Consider the following 15,004-nt stretch of genomic DNA (forward strand, 5'->3'; position numbering starts at 1 on the left):
GGAAGTCGTCTGCTGGGCGGCTACCAAAGGTAGGGGGATTTGTTGTCGAAGTGGCGCCGGTTGAAGTAGAGGACCAGGTTCAGGATCAGGAACAGCACCGCCATGCAGAAGGCGTAGAGGCGGTACTCGTAGTCGGGGACCATGGTCCCGGTAGCGGTGGCCACCTGCTGGACGGGGAGGAGCACGAGGTTGGCGATCTCGCTCAGGCACTGGACGGAGTTGTAGGCGATCAGCAGCCAGAGGGTGAGCCGCTGCCGCTTGAGGATCCCGACCATGAGGTAGACCAGGGCGATGCTGGCGGCGAAGATCGACGATTCGCTGGCATCCCCCGAGTAGAGCTTGCCCATGAAGGGGAAGGGGTCGCCGAGGTGGGAAAGGGTGATGAGGAGGTAAAGGAGGTAGACCCCCACCAGCGGGGTGAGTACCAGGGAACCTCTCTTCTCGTCGGGAGCTACCATGGTCCTGTGATCCGTCTCTTTCAAGGAGTCTCTCCTTTGCCTGCCGGGCAGGCTCCACACGTCACCGAAAATGCGTAGCCGTCAACGGTTTTTCCTCCTCGTGCGGCGGAGGCCCCGTATCCGGGAAAATTCGCAGGAATAAACCTGCGTTATATTAACAGAAGGCCGGGTGGCGTGCAAGAGACATTCGGTATCTCCCTACGGGAACCGTCAGCAAAACGTTGGAAGGGGAGAGTTCGGGGGGGGCCGGAGAGGGGGCGGCGCAGGGAATCCGGCTCCTTTGCGCTCGATCGTTCGTTCGATTTCCCGCGAGATAAAGAGGCGTAACAGCGAAAGAAAAAGGCCGGCGGTGGTCGGGCGGGGCGGGGGGGCAACCGAAGGGGGCGGGGGCGGTTTTCCGATGTGCAAATGTGCGGGAGCCTTTTGCAATCGTGCGAAAGCTAGCGCTCTTTCCATTAGCCGACACCAAGATGCTGATTTTACAACGCTTACCGTCGACCCCCTCTCTCCGGCCTCTCCAAACATGTTTTGCACCCATGCGAAAACCGCACCCGTCCCAAAACGCGGGTTGAGACGCGCCCTTTTCCGTAACAACCGGAATCACTGGGATTTTTTCCCGAATCGAAAAAAGCTAGAACGTTGGTATGCAAGTTGCTAACGCTTTAGGTCAGGCGTCATCAAATTCATTGTGGAGGTATAAAGGCATGTCACAAACGTCATCTAGCAAGGGCTGGCAGGTAGTAATGGCCGGAACGGGAATCAACCTGGCGCTCGGGGTGCTGTATGCCTGGAGTATCTTCAAGGGAGCCATCCAGGCCTCCATCAAGGCTGGAGGACCTGACGCCTTCCAGTGGAGCGCGGCATCGGTGAACGATCCGTATGCGCTTTGCTGCCTCTTCTTCGCCTTCTCCATGATCATCGCCGGCAAGTGCCAGGACAAGATCGGCCCGGCCCGCACCGCCCTCATCGGCGGCCTGCTGGTGGGCGGTGGCTTCACCCTGATGGGCTCCTCCAACAGCTACGCCGCCTGGGTCACCGGCTTCGGCGTGCTGGCCGGTTCCGGCTTCGGCTTCGGCTACTCCGCCGCCACCCCGCCGGCCCTCAAGTGGTTCTCCTCCAAGAAAACCGGCCTCATCGCCGGTATCGTGGTGGCCGGTTTCGGTCTGGCCCCGGTCTACATCGCTCCGCTTTCCAGCTACCTCCTCGGCATCTACGGCATCCAGAAGTCGATGTACTTCCTGGGCGCCGGCTTCGCCGTGATCGTTTGCGGCCTCTCCTTCCTGCTCGCCAATCCTCCCAAAGGGTACGTGCCGGCCGAGCCGGCCGTGAAGGGGGACGCCGCTCCGGTCAAGAAGGCCTCCGGCCCCGACGCGGGGGTCGCCGAGATGCTCCGCTCCGGCAAGTTCTACCTCCTCTGGATCAACTTCTTCATCGGCGCCGGCGCGGGGCTCATGGTCATCGGCTCCGTGGCCGGCCTGGCCAAGCACTCCATGGGCTCCATGGCCTTCGTGGCCGTCGCCATCATGGCGGTCGGCAACGCCTCCGGCCGCGTGGTCGCCGGCGTGCTCTCCGACAAGATCGGCCGCCGCGCCACCCTGACCATCATGCTCTCCTTCCAGGCGATCCTGATGTTCGCCGCGATTCCCGTGGTGGCCTCCAACTCCGCCGTGCTGCTGGTGCTCCTTGCCTCCTTCATCGGCTTCAACTACGGCTCCAACCTGACCCTCTTCCCCTCCTTCGCGAAGGACTACTGGGGGTTCAAGAACTACGGCCTCAACTACGGCACCCTGTTCACCGCCTGGGGGGTCGGCGGCCTGGTCATGGGGCGCGTCTCCGAGATGCTCAACGCCCAGCCGGGCGGCCTGAACAAGTCCTTCATCCTGGCCGGCGCCTGCCTGGCCACCGGCACCATCCTCACCTTCTTCCTGCGTGAGAAGAAGGCCGTGGCCGTCGAGGCTGCCGATGTGGTCGGCGAGAAGGTTGCCGTCAAGGTCGGTACCTCTGCCTAAACCGCAGTGGTTCGGCAAATAAACAAAGAGGGTCATGCATTTATGCATGGCCCTTTTTTTAGTGTTGATGGTAGTATGTCGCACCCGCAAGAGATCCTTCCAGAGAGGAGAGGCAGTGGATAACGAATCCAGTTGGGATACCACGTACGTCAGCATCATGCTGGTGGTCTTCATCGTGGTGGCCGGCCTGGCCATCGACATCGGGTACATGTACGTGAGCGAGGAGGACCTGCAGGCCACCGCGGAGAACTCGGCGCTGGCCGGGGCCGAGGCCTTGAAGCATCGGATACTCGCCCAGGCGCAAAAGGCGCCGGAGCAGCTGCAGGCCGCCACCGGCGACCTCGTACAGTCCTCGGCCAGAAACGCCGTGGTGGAGACGGTCTCCGGCAAGAACAAGGCATCCGCGCTCATGGAAGTGGCCAACGCCAACACCAACGCGCTCACCGTCGACAACGACATCACGGTCGGCAACTACAACCAGCTCGGCCGCACCTATACCCCCGGCGTCGCGCCGGTCAACGCCGTCCAGGTGAGAACCAAGCGGACCGCCGAGAGCGCGTCGGTCGGGCTCGGCTCGCTCGGGACCTTCCTGGCCAAGGCGACCGGCACCGAGAGCTTCGGCTCCACCCCGGTGGCGGTGGCGGCCCTTCCCATCGGGACCCGCTCCAACCTGGCCTTCTGCGAGAAGGCCTGCGAGCCCGCCTGCAGCTGGCCGAAGATCTGCGACATCGCCGAGCGGCACATGACCCCCGCCTGGCCGGACACCAGCGCGCCGCAGGGTAACGACCGCTACCTCTTCACCTCGCTTCTGCGCCAGGTCGGCATCACCAACACCATCTCGGACCTCGTCTGCCAGGAATCGCCCCAGCAGGAAGTCTGCGGCTCCCCGATCTATGTCGCGGCCGGCTCGGGCACCGCGCAGGATATCCTGCGCGACATCAAGGCGAAGATGTACGACCCGAAGGCCGACAGCGGCAACAAGGAGTACGACAAAAGCGGGAAACTGGTGGGCTGGTGGATGGTGGCGCCGGTGACCGACTGCTCGGCGGTGAAGGCGGGGGACATCTTCGAGCCCCGCAGGGTGACCCGTTATGCGATGGTGAGGGTCAGCCGGATCTGCGTGAGCGGCCCCGCCGGCTGCGGCGACCAGGCGACCCAGTCGGTCGCCCCGGCGGTCGCCTGCCGCCCCGGGGAGCAGGGGCTCTACATCGACCGGATTTCGTGCGTCGGGTGCGCGGAGAAAGAAAAGGTCCTCTTCCCCGGCCTGCACCCGGTCTTGGTCGGACAGTGATCTAGCTATCTCACCCCTCGCCCCTTCAGGGGAGAGGGGCTGCCTTTCTGTATCCCCTCGCCCCTTTAGGGGAGAGGGGCAGGGGTGAGGGAGGTTTTAAAATCTACCATCACCCGGCCTTCGGCCACCCTCTCCCCCAGGGGGGGCGAGGGGATAAAAATACCGGCTTCACCACCCAAAACAGGGGGGACGAGGGTATAAACAGAGGCAGAATAGAAAAAGGGCGACCCGGTTGGGCCGCCCTTTTTTATGGGTGTTCGGGGAATTACTCGAGGATGGTGACCTTGCCGTCGTCGAGGTCGTACTTGGCGGCCACGATCTTGATCTTTCCTTCCTTGAGCTCGTGGGCGAGCACCTTGGAGCGCTTGGTGAGTGCTGCCTTCACCGCCTTGGCGTTCAGATCCACCGCACACTCCACGATCTCCTCGCTCGGCTTCCCTTTGCAGACCTTCTTCGCCTTCTTGGCGGAAGGCTGGATCTCCTTCACGATGGAGCCGAGGTTTCCTTCCGGCTTCCCTTTGGCGTTGACGGTGGCGGTCACCGCCCCGCAGCGCTCGTGGCCGAGCACCATGATGAGCGGCGAGCCGAGGTGCTCGGCCGCATACTCGATGCTCCCCAGGACGACCGGATCGGCGACGTTGCCGGCCACCCGGACCACGAAGACCTCACCCAGCGTCTGGTCGAAGATCAGCTCGGGGGGAACGCGGGAGTCGGAGCAGGAGAGGATGATGGCGTAGGGGTGCTGGCTGGTGGCGAGCTTGGCGCGGGCGGAGGCATCCGAGGCGCTGCAGGCGCCCATCTGGCTCGCCACGTAGCGGCCGTTGCCGTCCATCAGCTTTTGCAGCGCCTGGTCCGGTGTCAACCCGCCGCTGTCGGCCGCCAGCGCGATCCCCACCGTGGCGGCGATCCCCGCCGCCAGCATGGCCACTCTTCCCGCTAAGGTGCTTCTCTTCATGGTACGTCCTCCTTTGGATTGAAATTCCGGGAACTCCCCGGAAAAGGGGCCCGCGGCAGCATGATGCCGTCCGGCCCTGATAGCATCGAGACGGGGTATCTTTACATGAAAAATCAAATTATTCCAAGCTAATATGTTTGTCGGCCTGGCCGCCGCCGTATCCGCCCCGTCCCCGGCCTCCGGTGCCCTGCTTACTCCTAATAATCGTTGGATTTCCGGGAGACAATCTGGTAGTTTTGTCGGCGCGATTCAATCAGCCCCCGGGGAGAGTGTATGCGGACAGGATTCATGCGGAAGATCGATTATCATATCGGGATTCCCGTCTGTTCCTTTTTCTCCTTCCTTCACTCCCTCTCCCGCCGTTTCCTGCGCAAGGACCGCTCGGTTCACAATCCCGGGAAGATCCTCTTCATAAAACTCTTCGGGATGGGGACCGTCGTCCTGTCCACCCCCGCCCTGAAACGGTGCCGGGAGCAGTACCCCGACGCGGAACTCTTTTTCCTCTCCTTTACCGAGACCAGGGGGGTCTTCGATCTTCTTCCGCTGACCCGCTCCCTCAAGCTGCTCCTGATCCGGACCTCGAGCCTCGCGGCCTTCGCGGCGGACACCCTCCGGGTGCTGCTCCGGCTGCGCAAGGAGCGCTTCGACGTGGTGGTCGATCTCGAGTTCTTCTCCCGTTTCACCTCGGTGATCTCCTTCTTGAGCCGCGCCCGCAACCGGATCGGCTTCTACAACCATTACATCGAGGGGCTCTACCGGGGCGACTTCCTGACCCACAAGGTCTTCTACAACCACTACCAGCACACCGCGCTCTCCTATCTCGACATGGTGGACACCATGAGGCTCGGCGGGGTCCTGCCGTACAACAAGACCCAGAACCACGAGCTTCCCCGGCTGGCCGATCTCGGGATCGCCTTCGAGGCCTCCGCCGAGGAGAGGGCCGCGCTGGCCGCACGCTTCGGTCTGGGGGACGAGCCGCTGGTCCTCCTGAACCCCAACATCAGCGAGGGGTTCATCGACCTGAGGAGATGGCCGCTCGACCACTTCGCCGAGCTCGCCCGCACCGTCCTGCGCGAGATCCCCGGGGTACGGATCGGCATCATCGGCGCCCCGGGCGATCTCGCCGTCGCGAAGGATCTCGAAGGTAGGATCGGCGACGGCCGGGTGATCAACTTCGCGGGCGCCACTTCGCTCAGGGAGCTCTGTGTCCTTTTCGGCCTCTCGCGCTCCCTGGTCACCAACGACAGCGGCCCCGCCCACCTGGCCGCCCTCACCTCCACCCACGTCATCACCCTCTTCGGTCCCGACACCCCGATGCTCTTCGGCTCGCTCGCCAGCCGCTCCTCGAACATCTTCCTCGGGCTTGGCTGCAGCCCCTGCGGCTCCATCTACAACGGCAAGCGGACCGTCTGCCGCGACAACCAGTGCATGAAACAGATCACCCCGGAGATGGTCTTCGCCGAGTTGCGGAGGGGGTGGTAGATGCGGTGCCCCCTCTGCCTGACCGGCGATCCCCAGGAAATGTGGCCGGTCCGGGATAATCCGGACTACCGGGTCGAGCGCTGCGGCCACTGCGGCGGGAGGTTCCTCTTTCCCCAGCCGACCGACGAATTCCTCCGCGAGCTCTATTCCCGGAGCTACTACGACGCCTGGGGATTGCAGGAGGAGGACGGCCGGGTGCGGGAGATGAAGATCGCCACCTTCGGCCTGAGGCTTGAGCTCATCAAAAGGTACCAGCGGCAGGGGAAGGTCCTCGACGTCGGCTGCGCCACCGGCTTCTTCCTCGAAGAGGCCGCCCGCCAGGGTTTCACCCCCTTTGGCGTCGAGTTCTCCCCTTACTCCTCCCGTATCGCCGCCGAAAAGTTCGGCGAGCAGGCGGTCTTCCAGGGGGTGCTCGAGGATGCCCCCTTCGCCCCGGGAAGCTTCGACGTCATCGCCATGTCCGATCTCCTCGAGCACGTCCGCAACCCCGGCTCGGTGCTGGCGAAGAGCAGGGAACTCCTCAAGGATGACGGGGTGGTGATGGTGATGACCCCCGACACCTCCTCGCTCACCCACCGGGTGATGGGGAGCCGGTGGGTCCATTACAAGATCGAGCACCTCTTCTACTTCGACCCGCGGTCGCTGGAAATCCTGGCCAAGCGCCACGGTTTCCGGGTGCTCCACCGCGAGGCGGCCAGCAAGGCCCTCACCGTCGATTACTTCTACCACCAGTTCGAGCGCTACCCGCACTGGCTGCTGACCCCGGTCTGCCGGGTACTCCACCGCCTCCTCCCGAAGCGGATCCGCCAGGCCAACTTCCGGATCACCATCGGAGAGATGGTGGTCCTGCTCGAAAAGATTCCCCTCCCCGAAGGAGCTTCGCTGCCATGAACAACCCTAACTCCGGTCCCGATGGAAAACTGGTCCTGGGACACATCGCCTTGCTGGTTGCCGGTCTGCTGGCCGGCCTGCTGGCGGTCTATCTCTTCAACGGCATCAACTTCGATTTCTCCGCCGAGCTCTCCCGCGCGCGGCAGCTCGGGATCGTCAGCAAGACCATCCTCATGCAGTACGGGAAGGGGAGGGACGTCCTCAACTACCTCGCCATGGTCGGCTTCCCGATCTCCCTGGGCGTCCTCGCCTGGTACGCCTGGGCGCTCCTCGGCCACCGGCGGCAGGATCTTAGGGAAACCTTCGCCGCCGAGCCCGCGGGCCCCGGCGAGAAGGTGGCCTGGTGGGCCCTGGCGGTGGCGGCCCTCGCCTACCTCGTCCTCTCCTTCAACGTGAATCTCTTCCACGTCCAGGCCTACAACACCTACGTCGGCGCCTGGCCCTTCTTGGGCGAGGAGGGGGAGAACCTCGCCTGGGCCCAGGCGCTCATGAACGGCGCCACCTACGGCAAGGATTTCCACTGCCTCTACGGCCCGATGCTGATCTGTCCCCTCGCCTGGTTCATGCGCGCCTTCGGCACCACCGTGGTGGCGGCGCGTGAGTACGGCTACCTGCTGAACCTGGCCGCCTACGGCATCGTGCTCGCCTTTCTCTACCGCTCGCTCAAGAGCACGGCCGGCTTCCTGGTCGCCGCCGCCTGCTACATCCTGATCTTCAAGCCGGACACCCTCCTCGCCCCCAACGAGACCTACCTCCGGGTGGCGCTCGGGCTGGTGCCGATCCTCCTGGTGGCGCTCAGGAAAAAGCCGGCGCCGTGGCGGATGCTGATCGCAGGGGTGGTGCTTGGGCAATCGATCCTCTTCAGCCAGGAGGTCGGGATCTGCTCGCTCATCACCGTGCTGGTCCTCCTCGCCGTGCAGAGGAAGCCGGAGCAAAGCGGCGGGTTCGTGAAGGATGCCCTCCTGGCGGTGGGAGGGACCGTCCTCTCCATGCTTCCCCTTTTGAGCTACTTCGCCTCCCAGGGGGCGTTGAAGGCCTTCTTGGACAACCTGCTGGTGCACCCCCGCCTGCTCGGGCTGGGCTTCACCGCGCTGGTCTTCCCCGACTTCAGGACCTTTCTGGCGGCCCCCTTTTCGGGCGAGGTGATCTACCACTACTGGGTGATCTTCGTCTACATCGGGGCCGCCCTCTATCTCCTCCCGCTCCTTATGCTGGGGAGAAGGGACCGGGACACCCTGCTGAGGAGCGCGCTGCTCCTCTTCGGCGGGATCCTCTACCGTGCCGCGCTGGCGAGATCGGACGCCTACCACGTCCAGTTCGTCGCTCCCCCGGCGTTCCTGCTCGCCTTTCTCTTCGTTGAAGACGCCCTCAGGCCGCTGGCGAGGGAGAAGTCGGCCGCGCTCGTCAACGTCCGGCTGGCGATGGCGACCCTCATCATCGCCAGCATCTGCCTCCTGGCCGCCAACAGCGTCTACGTGAGCCCGGCGCGGGTGGCGCTCGGAGAGGTGAAGTCGCTGGCCGGCAAGCTGACCCGGCACTCCAACGGGGTGCCGGTGCCGGAGCTGCCGCGGGGAGGGATCGACTTCGACCCCCGCACCGCCGCCAGCGTGCGCACCATCGGAGCCTTCCTCGCCCGCACCACGCGTCCCGGGGAGGACGTCTTCTTCTTTCCCAACGAGGCCGCCTACTATTTCCTCTTCAACCGCAACAACCCGACCCGCTACGCGATCTCCTACTTCGCGGTGACCGCGGAGCAGCGCCGGGAGCTGATCGCCGACCTGGAGCGCAAGCGCCCCCAGTACGCGGTATTCAGCCGCAACACCTGGCGGGTCGACAACATCCCGGAAAACATCCAGGTCCCCGAGGTCTGCGACTACCTTACCGCGAACTATGTACCCGTCGCGGATGCCGGTGACGTCGTCTTCCTGAAGCGGAAGGAGAAGGTGACCCCATGACCAATATGCTCTGGTTGGCCCTGATGTTCTGCGGCGGCGTCGCCATCGCGGTGCAGCCATCCGTCAACGCGCGGCTCGCCCAGAAGGTGGGGGTGATCGAAAGCGCCTGCATCTCCTTTGCGGTGGGGACGCTGGTTCTCTTCCTGGTGCTGGTGGCGCAGGGGAAGGTGAGTGCGAAGGGGGTGGGGGATACCGTGTGGTGGGAGTGGACGGGGGGAGCGCTCGGCGCCTTCTTCGTCTCCATGGCGCTCTTCATGGTCCCCCGGATCGGCACCACCGCGGCCATGGCGGCCACCATCGCCGCCCAGCTCACCACCGGGATCATGCTGGACCATTTCGGCGCCTTCGGGCTGAGGCACATCCCGCTGGACCCGAAGCGGGTGATCGGTAGTCTTCTCCTCTTCGCCGGCGCCGCCCTGATCGCCCGCCGCTGACCGATGCCTCAAAAGCCTGGCGTAGGTTGCGTTGAACGGATTCATCGTGAAACGCAACGATTGCCGGCCTGCCGGAAAGCCGTCGCGTTTCGTACCTCAACGCGACCTACGGTACTTTTAACGTAGAACGTAGAACCTAGAACTGAAGTTGAGGGAGATACTATGTGGCTTAGACTGGTAGCGATCGTGGTGATCCTGCTGGCGGGGATCTACCTGATCGCCTTTCTGGAAGAAAAACTGGTGAGTGGTCCGCGCAGGCGGGAGCTGGAGAAAAAGGCGCGCGAGAAGCTCAAGGGAAACGATAAGAAGGAATAGGCGGCCGGGCTAACCGATCCGGCCGAGGATGATCCCCGCCGCCAGCGCGGCGAGCACCACCAGCGAAAAGAGGGCGTAGTGCCACTCCCGGTCCCTCAGGAAGATGACGAAGGCCGCGAGCACCCGCAGGATCGGGGTCCCGAGGAGGACCAAGAGGCCGGTGGTGATGAGCCTGGTGGCGAAAGACTCGTGGATAGCCATGGCGGCAATCCCCCCGGCCAGCAGGAAGGCCGCGATGATCGACCCCAGCCGCAACAGCCTCGCCAGCACCAGCTCGATCGCCTCGTGGCGGCTCACCTCTTCATGCCCGTGTTCGCTTACCACCATTTCACCCCCCGGTAGATCATTTCGATAGCGGTGTAGATTATCAGCGGAAGGAAGAGGACCCTCACCCGGGAAGCCTTCATCCGTACCATGAGCCGCGCCCCCAGTACCGCCCCCAGCAAGACCCCGAGCACCACCGGCCCGGCGATCAACGGCTTCACGTCGCCCCGGGCGAAGTAGACCACCGCTCCCGAGGCGGCGGTCACCCCGATCATGAAATTGGAGGTGGCCGTCGAGGCCTTGAACGGCATCTTCATCACCTGGTCCATGGCCGGAACCTTGAACATTCCCGCCCCGATCCCCAAGAGCCCGGCGGCGGCCCCGGAGAAGTACATGAGGATCAGTCCCGGCACCGTCCCGGTCACCTGGTAATCCACCCGGTGGCCGATCGCCTTGTCGAAGTACGAGCCGTGCAGCTTGAGCTTCGCCGAGATATTGTCGGGGGTGACTCCGATGGGGAGCTCGTGCTTTCTCGCCTTGAACATGTTGTAGGCCGAGTAGGAGAGGAGGACCCCGAAAAGGATGAACAGCATCCGCTGGTTGATGATTCCCGCGATGAGCGCCCCGGAGAGTGCCCCGAGCGAGGTCCCCATTTCCAGCCAGATGGCCACCCGCGTGTTGGTCAGCCGGTCCCGCAAGAAGGCCACCGCCGCTCCGGTCGAGGTGGCGATGATCGAAACGGTGGAAGCCGCCACCGCATCCCGCACGCCGATGCCGAACCCGAGGGTGAGGGCCGGCACGATGATGATCCCTCCTCCCAGCCCCAGGATGGCACCGATTACCCCCGCCCCAAGCCCCACCAGAAACATCTCGAAGACCTGCCAACTCGCCACTGATCCCGCCCGTCCTTACGAAGATTTTCCACCCGCGCCAATCTACGCGATGCCGGTGTTGCTTGCAAATTAAAAAAAATTATAATTATTCTGCCTAAGCCCCTGTTTCGCCGAAGGAAATCGGCACCCCATCCTGCACAAAGAATAGGCTTGGCTGCCTTTATTTTAGGTTTTCTAACCACGGCGATGTCGCGGCGCCTTCGGTAACTCCAGCAATGCCAACGGTTTTTGTGGTAGCCGGTTCGCTGGCACACCTTCTGCTAAGGTATGTCAAGTGATCTGAGAGCACGAGGCAGTGAGACAGGTCGAAGCGTGATAGTCACAGGCAAACTCTCCGCCGATGGAGAGATTGTCTCTTTTCAATCAAAGTCTTGAAAGGGGGGAAGTTCAGCCGGTGAAGGCTGTTTTGATGCAGGCAGTACTGATTGAACTTATCACTAAATTACAAAGGAGTAAGAAATGAAAAAGCTTTCCAAGGTTCTCACACTGGCAATGGCGCTGACTCTCGGAGCAACCGGCGTCGCGATGGCGACTCCCTCGACCCAGATCTGGATCCCGTCCACCGACATCCAGTCCTTCGGGACCTTCCACCTCGGCATCGACAACTACATCAGGACCGACCGCGGCCCCACCGGCCGCCAGGCAGGCTTCTACGACATCGGTCCCGAGGCGGGTTTCCTCCCGTTCGAAAAGCTCCAGGGTGAAGTCGGCTTCGACTTCGTGAGCACCAACTCCGATCCCAACGACAGCCATCCGCTGAGCGCGAACTTCAAGATCGGCACCCCCGAAGACGCCCTCTTCAAGAACTCCCCGGCCATCGCCGTCGGTATGTATAACCTCGGGCCCGCCCTGAGCTCCTCCATCGCCCCGGGCGTCGCCTCCGGTCAGAACCTCCTCTACGGCCTGGTCGCCAAGACGCTGCCGGCCTTCGGCTCCGTTCCCTCCCTGGGCAGGATCTCCGCCGGCGGCTACCACGGCAGCGCACGCGCCCTGATCGACGAGAACGGGAAGAAGGACAACAACGGCGTGCTGGTCTCCTGGGACCGCACCATGGCAGAGATCTCCGACAAGCTGTGGGTTGGCGTCGACTACATGAGCGGCGACAACGTCAACGGCGCGGTGAGCTTCGGCGCCTCCTGGAACTTCGCCAAGAACGTCTCCGTGATCTTCGGCTACGACATCTGGAACAAGAAGGCCGTGGCCGGCGAGAACACCTTCACCACCCAGCTCGACATCAACTTCCCGTAACCGGTCAGGCCCCGCCTGGCGACCCTGCAGCACACTGTGAGTGAAAGCCGTACCCCTTCTCCTGGGGGTACGGCTTTTATTTTGGATATTCCCCTCCCCCGGAGGGCGGGGGGGACGTTGCTACATGGTGCCACGCCCGGCCAAACCATCAAATTTTGCCCTTGGCGAATAAAAATGTTGACGTGGCCGGAAACGTTATGCTAGAAAGGGTGACTCATGACGCGGGGTGGAGCAGTCTGGTAGCTCGTCGGGCTCATAACCCGAAGGTCACAGGTTCAAATCCTGTCCCCGCAACCAAAGAATCCCAAGGGGCTAGCCATTACGGCTGGCCCCTTTTTCATTGTGTCTCCACCAACTCCGTCCACTCCCCTCCTTCCCATGTTTTCGCCTGTTTGGTTTCCCCAACCAGATGATTGACGGTAATTAATCGCAAAACTGCTGCGTTGCTTCACGATCTGAGGTATACACGGAGATCAACAAAACTTTCTGGGGGAGCGATGGCCGTACACGAGATCAATCATCCGCTGGTGAAGCACAAGATCGGGCTCATGCGCGAGGCGGGGATCAGCACCAAGAAGTTCCGCGAACTGACCGCCGAGGTGGCCTGCCTCCTGGCCTACGAGGCGAGCAGGGATTTCCCGCTGGAGGAAAAGACCATCGAGGGATGGGACAAAAGCCCGGTCGCCGTTCAGCAGATCAAGGGGAAGAAGGTTACCGTGGTCCCTATCCTGCGGGCCGGTATCGGGATGCTGGACGGGGTGCTGGACATGATCCCCAACGCCAAGGTGAGCGTGGTGGGGCTTGCCCGCAACGAGGAGACCCTGGAAGCCCGCACCTATTTCGAGCGGTTCGTGGGAAAGCTCGACGAGCGCCTGGCGCTGATCGTCGACCCCATGCTCGCGACCGGCGGCTCCATGGTGGCGACTATCGAGATGCTGAAGAGGGCAGGGTGCCGCCAGATCCGCGTCCTCTGCCTGGTGGCGGCTCCGGAAGGGATTAAGAGAGTCACCGACGCCTATCCGGAGATCGACATCTACGTGGCCGCCATCGACCAGCGCCTCAACGAGTACGGGTACATCCTCCCGGGGCTCGGGGACGCCGGCGACAAGATTTTCGGAACCAAGTAACCGGCAGGGAGAGAGCAATCAGATGGCAGAGGCAAACGAACCGGTCTGGCGCCAGGCGCTATCCGGTGCGCAGATACTATTCGTGGCGTTCGGGGCACTGGTGCTGGTGCCGATCCTGACCGGGCTCAACCCGAGCATGGCCCTTTTGGGGGCGGGGATGGGGACCCTGATCTTCCAGCTTGCAACCAGGCGCACCGTTCCCATCTTTCTCGGCTCCTCCTTCGCCTTCATCGCGCCGATCATCTACAGCACCCAGACCTGGGGACTTCCCGCCACCATGGGGGGACTCTTCGCCGCCGGGTGGCTTTACCTGGTACTCTCGCTGGCCATCCGCCTGCGCGGGGTCGACTTCATTCACCGCATCATGCCGCCGGTGGTGGTCGGTCCCATCATCATGGTCATCGGCCTCGGCCTGGCCGGCGTCGCGGTCAACATGGCGATGGGGAAGACCGGCGACGGCAAGGCGGTGCTGGTGGAATACCAGACCGCCCTTCTGGTAGCGGGAGTCTCCCTGGCCACCACCGCGGCGGTGGCGACCCGGGCCCGCGGGATCTTCCGGCTCCTCCCGGTACTCTCCGGCGTGGCGGTGGGGTACCTCCTTTCCGCCTTTCTGGGGCTCGTGGACTTCTCCAAGATCGCCAACGCCCCCTGGATCGCGGTACCGCATTTCGTCACCCCGCAGTGGAACTGGTCGGCGGTCCTCTTCATGTTCCCGGTAGCACTCGCCCCCGCCATCGAGCACGTGGGGGACATCGTGGCCATCGGCGCGGTGACCGGGAAAGATTACACCGAGAGCCCGGGGCTGCACCGCACCATGCTGGGAGACGGGCTGGCCGTCTGCTGCGCCGCCCTGATCGGCGGTCCCCCGGTCACCACCTATGCCGAGGTAACCGGCGCGGTGATGATCACCCGCTGCTACAATCCGGTCATCATGACCTGGGCCGCGGGCTTCGCCGTGGTGATGGCCTTCTTCGGCAAGTTCAACGCCATCCTGCAGTCGATCCCGGTGCCGGTCATGGGGGGGATCATGATGCTCCTCTTCGGCTCCATCGCCTCCGTCGGATTGAACACCCTGATCCATGCCCGGATCGACATGCAAAAGCCGCGCAACCTGGTGATCGTCTCCCTGGTCCTGGTCTTCGGGATCGGCGGGCTGACCATCAACGTCGCCGGACAGCACCTCCACGGCGTAAGCCTCTGCGGCATCGCCGCCATCCTCCTGAACCTCCTCCTCCCCCGGGACCGGGAAGAAGAGGCAAGCGGCGAACCCGTCCTGGAGTAAGCGAAACTATAAAGGCACCTGGTTTCGTCCAGGTGCTTTTCCGTTTTCATGTCACCAATCCTCCCCGCCGGAAGCCTCCCCTTATTCCGGGGACACAATACCTATTAAACCTTGACACATTAAAATTATCTTTTAAAATCTGCTTCCATGGCACGCATTTCCAGGGTCGTGGTACCCGGCTATCCTCATCACGTGACGCAGAGAGGGGTTCGGTCGCTCGATATCTTCCACAGCGAAGATGACCGGCTGCGCTATCTGCAATTGGTCAAGGTGCGCATTCCGCTGAAGTCGGCCACCCAATCCGACGGAAGTCGGCCGGGTGTTCCGATTGAAGTCGGCCACCCCCTGAGGGGTGCGCCGCTGGGTGTTGGTTACTGTCTCACATGGTTTCGCACGGGTC

The 15,004-nt window shown here is 63.1% G+C and carries 14 protein-coding genes, 1 tRNA gene and 1 pseudogene; 12 read left to right on the top strand and 4 right to left on the bottom strand.

The genetic code is table 11. The features are described 5' to 3' along the window. Positions 1 to 20: 20 nt before the first annotated feature. Positions 21 to 482, bottom strand: coding sequence for a hypothetical protein (locus tag ACYVL5_RS18410; protein ID WP_460597037.1), 462 nt, complete (start codon positions 480 to 482; stop codon positions 21 to 23). A 680-nt stretch (positions 483 to 1,162) separates the two neighbouring features. Here ACYVL5_RS18410 and ACYVL5_RS18415 point away from each other — a divergent pair. Then, positions 1,163 to 2,467 (top strand): L-lactate MFS transporter, encoded by a 1,305-nt coding sequence (locus ACYVL5_RS18415; RefSeq protein ID WP_460597038.1) that lies wholly within the window; start codon positions 1,163 to 1,165, stop codon positions 2,465 to 2,467. 115 nt (positions 2,468 to 2,582) lie between these two features. Beyond that, positions 2,583 to 3,758, top strand: a complete 1,176-nt coding sequence (locus ACYVL5_RS18420; protein WP_460597039.1) for a pilus assembly protein TadG-related protein — start codon at positions 2,583 to 2,585, stop codon at positions 3,756 to 3,758. A 265-nt stretch (positions 3,759 to 4,023) separates the two neighbouring features. On the opposite strand, the gene ACYVL5_RS18425 is transcribed toward ACYVL5_RS18420, so the two are convergent. Next, positions 4,024 to 4,713 carry a carbonic anhydrase gene (locus ACYVL5_RS18425; protein ID WP_460597040.1) on the bottom strand — a complete coding sequence of 230 codons (690 nt, stop codon included), beginning with the start codon at positions 4,711 to 4,713 and terminating at the stop codon, positions 4,024 to 4,026. A gap of 273 nt (positions 4,714 to 4,986) precedes the next feature. On the opposite strand from ACYVL5_RS18425, the gene ACYVL5_RS18430 reads away from it, so the two are divergent. The 5 genes from ACYVL5_RS18430 (at position 4,987) to ACYVL5_RS18450 (ending at position 9,790) form a co-directional block, all read left to right on the top strand. Then, positions 4,987 to 6,195 carry a glycosyltransferase family 9 protein gene (locus ACYVL5_RS18430; protein WP_460597041.1) on the top strand — a complete coding sequence of 403 codons (1,209 nt, stop codon included), beginning with the start codon at positions 4,987 to 4,989 and terminating at the stop codon, positions 6,193 to 6,195. After that, the gene (locus ACYVL5_RS18435; RefSeq protein ID WP_460597042.1) at positions 6,196 to 7,086 is read left to right on the top strand and encodes a class I SAM-dependent methyltransferase; all 891 of its coding nucleotides are present in this window, start codon (positions 6,196 to 6,198) and stop codon (positions 7,084 to 7,086) included. Then, on the top strand, positions 7,083 to 9,041 hold the full coding sequence (locus ACYVL5_RS18440) for a hypothetical protein (protein ID WP_460597043.1): 1,959 nt from the start codon (positions 7,083 to 7,085) through the stop codon (positions 9,039 to 9,041). Before ACYVL5_RS18435 ends, ACYVL5_RS18440 begins: the two co-directional genes overlap by 4 nt. After that, on the top strand, positions 9,038 to 9,475 hold the full coding sequence (locus tag ACYVL5_RS18445; protein ID WP_460597044.1) for a DMT family transporter: 438 nt from the start codon (positions 9,038 to 9,040) through the stop codon (positions 9,473 to 9,475). Before ACYVL5_RS18440 ends, ACYVL5_RS18445 begins: the two co-directional genes overlap by 4 nt. Before the next feature lie 162 nt (positions 9,476 to 9,637). Next, positions 9,638 to 9,790, top strand: coding sequence for a hypothetical protein (locus tag ACYVL5_RS18450; protein ID WP_460597045.1), 153 nt, complete (start codon positions 9,638 to 9,640; stop codon positions 9,788 to 9,790). Between the two features lie 9 nt (positions 9,791 to 9,799). Here ACYVL5_RS18450 and ACYVL5_RS18455 read toward each other — a convergent pair whose 3' ends face one another. Together ACYVL5_RS18455 and ACYVL5_RS18460 are read right to left on the bottom strand one after the other, a co-directional pair. Beyond that, on the bottom strand, positions 9,800 to 10,117 hold the full coding sequence (locus tag ACYVL5_RS18455; RefSeq protein ID WP_460597046.1) for a DUF1634 domain-containing protein: 318 nt from the start codon (positions 10,115 to 10,117) through the stop codon (positions 9,800 to 9,802). Next, positions 10,108 to 10,947: a sulfite exporter TauE/SafE family protein gene (locus ACYVL5_RS18460; RefSeq protein ID WP_460597047.1), complete on the bottom strand. Its 840-nt coding sequence runs from the start codon at positions 10,945 to 10,947 to the stop codon at positions 10,108 to 10,110. The genes ACYVL5_RS18455 and ACYVL5_RS18460 overlap by 10 nt, the downstream gene beginning before the upstream one ends. Positions 10,948 to 11,406: 459 nt before the next feature. On the opposite strand from ACYVL5_RS18460, the gene ACYVL5_RS18465 reads away from it, so the two are divergent. The 5 genes and pseudogenes from ACYVL5_RS18465 to ACYVL5_RS18485 all read left to right on the top strand — a co-directional run. After that, positions 11,407 to 12,195, top strand: coding sequence for a hypothetical protein (locus ACYVL5_RS18465; RefSeq protein ID WP_460597048.1), 789 nt, complete (start codon positions 11,407 to 11,409; stop codon positions 12,193 to 12,195). 220 nt (positions 12,196 to 12,415) lie between these two features. After that, positions 12,416 to 12,492 (top strand) — tRNA-Met (locus ACYVL5_RS18470). A gap of 200 nt (positions 12,493 to 12,692) precedes the next feature. Continuing rightward, positions 12,693 to 13,322, top strand: a complete 630-nt coding sequence (gene upp, locus ACYVL5_RS18475; protein ID WP_460597049.1) for a uracil phosphoribosyltransferase — start codon at positions 12,693 to 12,695, stop codon at positions 13,320 to 13,322. A gap of 22 nt (positions 13,323 to 13,344) precedes the next feature. Next, positions 13,345 to 14,604: a uracil-xanthine permease family protein gene (locus ACYVL5_RS18480; RefSeq protein WP_460597050.1), complete on the top strand. Its 1,260-nt coding sequence runs from the start codon at positions 13,345 to 13,347 to the stop codon at positions 14,602 to 14,604. Positions 14,605 to 14,751: 147 nt separating this feature from the next. Continuing rightward, positions 14,752 to 15,004, top strand: a pseudogene (locus tag ACYVL5_RS18485) (hypothetical protein); the annotation flags it as partial.

This window comes from Geomonas sp. Red276, assembly GCF_054784495.1.

What these genes read in the sequence shown, in the direction of transcription:
- ACYVL5_RS18465 (WP_460597048.1), top strand. Translation starts at nt 11,407, where the DNA reads ATGAAAAAGCTTTCCAAGGTTCTCACACTGGCAATGGCGCTGACTCTC.
- ACYVL5_RS18455 (WP_460597046.1), bottom strand. Translation starts at nt 10,117, where the DNA reads ATGGTGGTAAGCGAACACGGGCATGAAGAGGTGAGCCGCCACGAGGCG.
- ACYVL5_RS18450 (WP_460597045.1), top strand. Translation starts at nt 9,638, where the DNA reads ATGTGGCTTAGACTGGTAGCGATCGTGGTGATCCTGCTGGCGGGGATC.
- ACYVL5_RS18440 (WP_460597043.1), top strand. Translation starts at nt 7,083, where the DNA reads ATGAACAACCCTAACTCCGGTCCCGATGGAAAACTGGTCCTGGGACAC.
- upp (WP_460597049.1), top strand. Translation starts at nt 12,693, where the DNA reads ATGGCCGTACACGAGATCAATCATCCGCTGGTGAAGCACAAGATCGGG.
- ACYVL5_RS18480 (WP_460597050.1), top strand. Translation starts at nt 13,345, where the DNA reads ATGGCAGAGGCAAACGAACCGGTCTGGCGCCAGGCGCTATCCGGTGCG.
- ACYVL5_RS18430 (WP_460597041.1), top strand. Translation starts at nt 4,987, where the DNA reads ATGCGGACAGGATTCATGCGGAAGATCGATTATCATATCGGGATTCCC.
- ACYVL5_RS18425 (WP_460597040.1), bottom strand. Translation starts at nt 4,713, where the DNA reads ATGAAGAGAAGCACCTTAGCGGGAAGAGTGGCCATGCTGGCGGCGGGG.
- ACYVL5_RS18435 (WP_460597042.1), top strand. Translation starts at nt 6,196, where the DNA reads ATGCGGTGCCCCCTCTGCCTGACCGGCGATCCCCAGGAAATGTGGCCG.
- ACYVL5_RS18445 (WP_460597044.1), top strand. Translation starts at nt 9,038, where the DNA reads ATGACCAATATGCTCTGGTTGGCCCTGATGTTCTGCGGCGGCGTCGCC.
- ACYVL5_RS18415 (WP_460597038.1), top strand. Translation starts at nt 1,163, where the DNA reads ATGTCACAAACGTCATCTAGCAAGGGCTGGCAGGTAGTAATGGCCGGA.